Annotated in this window: 6 protein-coding genes; 4 read left to right on the top strand and 2 right to left on the bottom strand. The window is 47.2% G+C overall.

The features are described 5' to 3' along the window. The first annotated feature begins 16 nt into the window (after positions 1 to 16). From ybiA to AC5I6P_RS04120, 4 genes are read left to right on the top strand one after another with little or no spacing between them, the layout of a single operon-like run. Entirely contained in the window at positions 17 to 412 is a 396-nt protein-coding gene (ybiA, locus tag AC5I6P_RS04135) for a riboflavin biosynthesis intermediates N-glycosidase (RefSeq protein WP_495692494.1), read from the top strand. Between the two features lie 30 nt (positions 413 to 442). Beyond that, on the top strand, positions 443 to 1027 hold the full coding sequence (locus AC5I6P_RS04130; protein ID WP_495692492.1) for a 3'-5' exonuclease: 585 nt from the start codon (positions 443 to 445) through the stop codon (positions 1025 to 1027). A 5-nt stretch (positions 1028 to 1032) separates the two neighbouring features. Next, positions 1033 to 1866 (top strand): hypothetical protein, encoded by an 834-nt coding sequence (locus AC5I6P_RS04125; protein WP_495692491.1) that lies wholly within the window; start codon positions 1033 to 1035, stop codon positions 1864 to 1866. 4 nt (positions 1867 to 1870) lie between these two features. Continuing rightward, the gene (locus AC5I6P_RS04120; RefSeq protein ID WP_495692490.1) at positions 1871 to 2509 is read left to right on the top strand and encodes a HesA/MoeB/ThiF family protein; all 639 of its coding nucleotides are present in this window, start codon (positions 1871 to 1873) and stop codon (positions 2507 to 2509) included. A gap of 18 nt (positions 2510 to 2527) precedes the next feature. Here the strand turns inward: AC5I6P_RS04120 and AC5I6P_RS04115 are convergent, their stop codons facing one another. Together AC5I6P_RS04115 and AC5I6P_RS04110 are read right to left on the bottom strand one after the other, a co-directional pair. After that, entirely contained in the window at positions 2528 to 2635 is a 108-nt protein-coding gene (locus tag AC5I6P_RS04115) for a YjbQ family protein (RefSeq protein ID WP_495692493.1), read from the bottom strand. An 8-nt stretch (positions 2636 to 2643) separates the two neighbouring features. Then, on the bottom strand, positions 2644 to 2919 hold the full coding sequence (locus AC5I6P_RS04110) for a YjbQ family protein (protein ID WP_495692489.1): 276 nt from the start codon (positions 2917 to 2919) through the stop codon (positions 2644 to 2646). Positions 2920 to 2970 lie beyond the last annotated feature (51 nt).

The raw sequence follows: 2970 nt of genomic DNA, 5'->3' as shown, positions 1-2970 counted from the left end.
GAGCGAGAATAACTATATGTCTTCTAGATTAAGCTATTGCCGATTAAGTCTAGTGTATTGGGCAACCAGTGAGCATTACTTTCAAGCCCAGAAATTCATCGATACGCCCTACCTAGAAAAGGTACGGCAAACAAAAACGCCTAAAGATGCAGCAAACATGGGTAGAAATCGCTCCCTACCCCTCCGCTCTGATTGGGAGCAGGTCAAAGATGATGTTATGAGAAAAGCAGTCCTGCAAAAGTTTAGAACCCATGCAGACATTCGAGAAATATTGCTGACAACTGGCGATGAAGTACTAGTGGAGAACACCTCGATCGATTACTACTGGGGCTGTGGCAAAGATGGCAGTGGTAAAAACAAACTGGGGCAAATTTTGATGGAGGTGCGTGAGATTTTACGCAACGAGAATTGATAAATGCAAGTGAGGGGAAGGGAGGAGGAGATGATGAACTTAACTCAATACGATTATTATTTAGTCCTTGATCTAGAGGCGACCTGCTGTAATCGGGAAACGATTAAACGGCGTGAGACGGAGATTATCGAAATCGGAGCCGTAATGGTTGAAGCACAGAGCTTAAACGTAATTGATGAGTTTCAAACGTTTATCAAACCTGTTCGTTATCCTGTCCTCACAAATTTTTGCAAGTCGTTAACCTCGATTACCCAGGAACAAGTTGACCAGGCTCCGAGCTATGTAGAAGCGATCTCCCTGCTAAAACAATGGCTGTCTAATTATCCCAATGCGGTGTTTGGTTCCTGGGGTGATTATGACCGCAATCAGTTCAAACAAGACAGCAAGTTTCATAACCTTCCTTTCCCCATTGCCTATCCTCACATCAACCTTAAACAGTTGTTCAGTGAGGCTCAAGGTTTACCCAAGCGGTATGGCATGGCAGAAGCCTTACAACTGGCAGAAATTACGCTAGAGGGAACTCATCACCGAGGTATTGACGATGCCAGAAATATTGCTAAACTGCTGCCGTTCATTTTAGGCAGGCAACAACTTCAACAACCTTCAACTGCTTAATGACGATGACTGATATCCGTAAGCTACTCAACCAGATTGCCAATGCTGAAGCACAATTGCAATCCACTCAATTCCTTGCTCCTTGCGTGAGGGATGGACAGGTTCGCACGCGGGTAGCAGGAATGGTCTATACCTTCACTCCTCAACCTCAGCAGTTTGAAGGATGGGGTATTTTTCAGCCTGTAGACAAACAAACCGTAATGCTAGTCGAAGGAGCAGATTTGCCCCAGATCGTGGCTTACTTGCAGCAGTTTTCAGCGATTCGGTTGCGGTTGGCGTATCACTTGCAAAATCAAACCTGGCTGGCGTATCCAATCAATGAAGCGGATATGCGACAGCGGTTTAAGGCAGTTAAACCTGTGGTTGTGCATTTGGTGACAGAAGGCATTGCCTTTGAGCAAATCCTTGCTCGCTGGAATGGCAACTCCTGTTGGTTTGAGGAAGTCGATCGCCGCGCTGATCCTGCGATCTCCGAAACCCTGCAATCTGCTCTTAAGCAATTGACTCCCGTTGAAGAATTGCAATTTAAGAGGATGACACCAGAGATGCGATCGCTCTACGAATTAGCGACTCAGCAAATAGAAGGGTTTGCCCAACCTCAACGAGATGAAAAGAGACTGCGTCAAGCTCTTAAGCTGGGCGGGGGTGAACTGCGCCAGTTCCAGGATCGGGGCGATTACTGGACAGTGGATTGGACAACATCAGATGGCGTGCGTCATACCAGTGCGATCGCCAAAGATGATCTAACGGTGGTGAGTTCTGGAATTTGCCTGAGTGGACGCGATCGCGACTTCGACCTGCAATCGTTAGTGGGTGTGATGGAACACCGGGAGTGGTGAGACAATGAGCATCTTTTTTCATGAACAGCTTTACCGAACAGATTCAGTCATGGCAAAGCTCAAAGAATTCCCTGTGACTATCTGTGGTGCAGGAGCATTGGGCGCAAATCTGACTGAGAACTTAGCGCGTGCTGGCTTTGGTAAGCTCAAGGTGATCGATCGCGATCGCATCGAGGAACGCAATCTTTCCACGCAGCCTTACTACCGTTCGGATGTGGGTGCATTTAAAGCCAAGATTTTGGCGAATAATTTGTACCGAGCGATCGGAACCAGGGTAGAAGCTGAAACTAAGGAACTGACTGCGACAAATGCGGCTCAACTCTTCAAAGAGAGTGGATTAATTATTGATGCATTCGACAACAGCACTTCTCGCCAAGCGGTGAAGGATTATGCCGATCGCACTGGGGTTCCTTGCCTTCATGCTGGACTCTCTGCCGATTATGCAGAAGTAATCTGGAATGATGTGTATCGAGTTCCATCCGATGTCAATGATGATGTCTGTGACTATCCACTCGCACGTAACTTGGTGATGCTGACGGTAGCTATAGCGTGTGAAGCGATCGTTGCTTTTGTTGCAACAGGAAAACAACGTCACTTTACGATTACCTTGAAAGATTTGAGTGTTCAATCTCTCAACCTGTAGCATTCGATGGTGACTGGGCTACTCCCCGTAGATCGTCACCATCACTTTGCGTTGTCGGGCTTTGACATCACATTCCAGGTGAAAAATCTGCTGCCACGTTCCAAGAACCAACTTGCCCTGCTCAATGGGTACGGTCAGGGATGGTCCAAGCCAGGTTGCCTGGAGATGGGAGTGTCCGTTGCCATCATGCCAGGTCGCTCATGCCCATAGTCTCGACTGGGTGGAATCAAATTGTTCAGCAGTTGGGGTAAGTCTCGCTGTAACCCTGGCTCAAATTCGATCGCTCCAATTGCACCTGTACTGCCCACATTAAACACATTCACCATCCCCGTCTGAATGCCTGCTTTCTGGATAATTCGGCTGATCTGTTCAGTTAAATCATGCATATCCCCGTGTCCTTTTGTGGGCAAGCTAAGACAATAGATTTAATCGGCAATAGCTTAATCTAGAAGACATATAGT

The sequence above is a fragment of the Myxacorys sp. genome, assembly GCF_059501405.1.
Note: the sequence above shows the minus strand (reverse complement) of the source record. Positions and strands in the feature narration are given on the sequence as shown.